A 3,601-nucleotide genomic window follows, 5' to 3' on the forward strand; every position below is an offset into this window, starting at 1 on the left:
ACGCTCATGAGCCCGTATATGGGCAGCCTTGGTTGCGGTCAAAGCACACATTTAACGGTGTACACAAATAAAGTCCAGGATGAAATTTGCAATTAACTGCAAATCATCTGGGACTTTTATCAGAGACATAGTTTTTTCCCAGCCTCTCTAGCATTCCGCAAGCTTTTCCTCAAGATATCTCTTCAGATCGCCGTACTTGCGGTACCCGACGACCTTCTCCCTGGCCACGCCGTTTTCAAAGATCATCAAGGTCGGCAGATTCATGACGTTTCTGTCTTCGGCAAGCTTCCTGTGATGCTCGACGTCAACGCTCAGAAACCTGACCTGACCGCGATATTCCTTAACCGAAAAATCGCGCTCCAGCTGCTCCAGTACCGGCGCCATCATCTTGCAAGGTCCGCACCAGTCAGCGAAGAAGTCAACGACTACAAGCGGTGCCTGTCTGATATCCTCTTCAAACGCGTGCTCATTCGTCTTTTTAGCCATCTGATCACCCCATCCAAGATGAGTATAACACATCAGACCCTAATCAATAAACTTTTCAATCACTTCAGCCACAGCATCGTGATTGTTGTCAGCTTCCGTCACGTAGTCCGCGATTTCCTTGACAAATTCACGGCCGTTGGCCACTGACACGCCCAGACCGGCTGCCTTGATCATCGGAACATCGTTGCCGTTGTCGCCGATTGCGATGATTTCCTCCGGCCTGATACCCAAAAGCTCTCCAAGATGCAGCGTTGCCTGACCCTTGTCTGCTTTTCTTGAATTGAATTCGATATAGCGGTCAGACGAAAAGGTGATGTTCAGCGGTTCTTCAAAGTTTTCCTGAACATATTTCTGCAATGCAAGCCGTTCGTCTTCAGACGGCACGTTGAAGATGATCTTCGTGATCGGAGTCTCACGAAGAAACTCGATGCTTTCTTCTTCCGGCTGTTCATAACCGTCGAGTCTGCCGTCAATGTATGCCAGTTCGTCATCGTTAAGGTTCCAGATGTACAGGCCGTCAACCGTATAGACATGAACGCAGTATTCAGGATGGGCAATCCCGAGCCTGAACAGTTCCTTTACGGTTTCAAAATTCATCGTTTCCGTCTTGATGACTCTGTTGTCCTTGTTTTCAACGATTGCCGCACCGTTGTATGAAATCACGTACTGTCCCGGAACATTCTTCAACCCAAGCGTTTCAAGATTTCCCTGCACTGACAGGAAGCCGCGTCCTGTATTCGGAGCGAAGCGAACGCCTTTTTTAACGGCACGCTTGACTGCTTCAACTGTTCTCGGCGTGATTGTCTTGTTGTCGGCAAGCAGCGTTTCATCCATGTCGCATACGATAAGCTTATACATAACAGTACCTCCATAATTTAAACGTTTTCACAAGGCTATCTTATAATATTTGTACCAATAAGTCAACGCGAATAACGATAATTGCATAAAAAAACTCGTTAAGACGTAAAAATCATTATAAATACTTTTATTTAATCACATCCAAATCAGCCGTCCTCAGTTCACCGACAATTTTTACTCCGTCTTCCCGGACGCCCATCAGCATTTCATCACCCGTTGAAAAGCCGTGCGCATCAAAGAAGCTCCCTGCATCAGACCCTGTCGGGACAAGCGTGCACAGCTGACTGAAACGTTCGCGCATCAGGGCCTTCTTCAGCGCTTCGATGACTTTTCCTCCGACCCCCTGACCGACGGCATCATAATCGACCATGACCAGCCCCAGCCATGCGGTCCTGGTTGTCGGAAAATTCAGTACGACGTCAGCAATCGCAACGAGACTGTCAGCATCATACATTCCGAGATAAAACTTGTCTTCCGGCAAAACTCCTTCCGGGATGCTCGTCAGATCACTCATCACGTCTGATTTTTCCACTTCATGATTCAAAAACAGCGCATGATATCCTGAATGTCTTCTCTGCAGCGCAAAAATTTCTCCGCCGTCTTCTTCAGTCAGTCTTCTGACCTGATAAGGCAGAAGAAAGTTCAGTCTTTCGACCAGCATTCTGATCCCTCCTTGATTTCAAAAAGGACCGGAAGCATTTCCGGTCCGAAGTTTCATGTTAATTTCTTATCTTATGCACAACAACCGTTGCCGCCAATGAAGCCAGCACGATTCCGCCAAACAGCGCAGCCGGGATTTCGATGTCAATCATCGGAATCGTCAGGAACAGCTTGACCGCAATCAATGCAATCAGAATATATGCCGTAACCTCAAGTTCAGGCAGGATTTCCATCAGCCTCATGACAACTTCCGCAATTCCCCGCATGCACAGAATGCCAATCAGGCCGCCAATCAGGACGATGACCGGATTTGGTGAAATTGCAAGCGAAGCCAGAATCGAGTCAATCGAAAAGACCATGTCCATCAATTCAATCGACACGACCACGGACCAGAAAAGCGGCAGAATCTGAAAACGGCTCTTCTTCTCCCGATGGTGCACCGACTCAGGATGCCGCATCTTCCAGAAGTGATTCAGGGACAGATACATTAAGTACAGTGCGCCAAAGACCTTGACTTCCCAGAAATTGATTAAATATGCGCCGAGTCCGATCATGATGAAGCGAAAGACGTACGCCCCCCACAATCCGTAAAACAGGGACTTTTCCTGCTGGACCTTATCCGGAAGCTTCTGCGTCTGTGCGGCAAGCACAATCGCATTGTCAACCGAAAGCAGACATTCAATCAAAACAAGCGAGAGGATAATCATCCAGTCCTCGCCAGACGTAATCACCGTCCTCCAATTTTCCAAATCAAAAAACGGACCATACAATTTTTCAATTAGTGACAATCACGGTTCTCCCTTACTGTTTATTCAAATTAATTCTACCATGAACGGACAGTGATGATGAATATTCCAAATTGTAAGTTTTTCATAAGTTACAAAATCCTGAGCAGGTCCCTGCCATATGTACTCCTGACTTCTTCCATCACGACGAATGCCTTCGGATCAAGCTCAGTGATCAGGTTCATCAGCTTCACAAGATCCTTCGTGTCGCAGACGCAGTAAAGCAGCTGCTTCTTCTGACCGCTGACGTACCCGTGACCATCGATGATCGTCACGCCCTGCCCTGTTGCATCGGACAATGCCGCCGCCAGTTCCTCGAACCTTTCCGAGATGATTGTCAGGGAGCGTTTTTCCACGAACTGTGCGAGCAGTTTGTTCAATATCACCGCTGACAAATACAGTTCCACGATCGTCAGCAGCATATTTTCAAAGCCGATGACCGCCGCCGACGGAATTGCCACCATCAAATCGAAGCAAAGCATGGCAGAACCGGTTTTGATGCCAAGGAACTTGTTTACGATTCTGGCAAGAATCGTCGAACCGGCCAGAGTTCCCTCGCCCTTCATGATGAATCCCATTGCGACGCCCATCAGTGCACCACCGATCAGTGCCGCCACCAGGGGATCATGCAGCGGGAAACGCATTGACCCGATCAGTTTCAAAAAGACCGAAATCATCGTGATTGTATATAACGTATAAAAAACGGTTTCCTTGTTCAGCAGTTTCCAGCCGACAAGAAGCAGCAGTCCGTTCAACACGATGTTCGTCAGGCTCGGCGCAATTTTCAGCCAGTAGTAGAAAATCGTCATGAG

Annotated in this window: 5 protein-coding genes; all 5 read right to left on the reverse strand. The window is 47.9% G+C overall.

Annotated features, from left to right (window positions below):
- Nucleotides 1-147: 147 nt before the first annotated feature.
- Nucleotides 148-486: a thioredoxin family protein gene (locus V7Z60_RS09125; RefSeq protein WP_334117508.1), complete on the reverse strand. Its 339-nt coding sequence runs from the start codon at nt 484-486 to the stop codon at nt 148-150.
- 39 nt (nt 487-525) lie between these two features.
- Nucleotides 526-1,344 (reverse strand): Cof-type HAD-IIB family hydrolase, encoded by an 819-nt coding sequence (locus tag V7Z60_RS09130; protein WP_334117509.1) that lies wholly within the window; start codon nt 1,342-1,344, stop codon nt 526-528.
- Between the two features lie 127 nt (nt 1,345-1,471).
- Nucleotides 1,472-2,005, reverse strand: coding sequence for a GNAT family N-acetyltransferase (locus V7Z60_RS09135; protein WP_334117510.1), 534 nt, complete (start codon nt 2,003-2,005; stop codon nt 1,472-1,474).
- A gap of 58 nt (nt 2,006-2,063) precedes the next feature.
- Nucleotides 2,064-2,792 (reverse strand): TerC family protein, encoded by a 729-nt coding sequence (locus V7Z60_RS09140; protein ID WP_334117511.1) that lies wholly within the window; start codon nt 2,790-2,792, stop codon nt 2,064-2,066.
- 89 nt (nt 2,793-2,881) lie between these two features.
- On the reverse strand, nt 2,882-3,601 hold a 720-nt coding region (locus tag V7Z60_RS09145), incomplete at its 5' end, for a YitT family protein (RefSeq protein WP_334117512.1).

This window comes from Ligilactobacillus sp. (assembly GCF_036846325.1).
Classification (GTDB): Bacteria; Bacillota; Bacilli; order Lactobacillales; family Lactobacillaceae; genus Ligilactobacillus.

Excerpts from the sequence above, each read along its gene's own strand:
- V7Z60_RS09125 (WP_334117508.1), bottom strand. The coding sequence starts at position 486 with ATGGCTAAAAAGACGAATGAGCACGCGTTTGAAGAGGATATCAGACAG.
- V7Z60_RS09130 (WP_334117509.1), bottom strand. The coding sequence starts at position 1,344 with ATGTATAAGCTTATCGTATGCGACATGGATGAAACGCTGCTTGCCGAC.
- V7Z60_RS09135 (WP_334117510.1), bottom strand. The coding sequence starts at position 2,005 with ATGCTGGTCGAAAGACTGAACTTTCTTCTGCCTTATCAGGTCAGAAGA.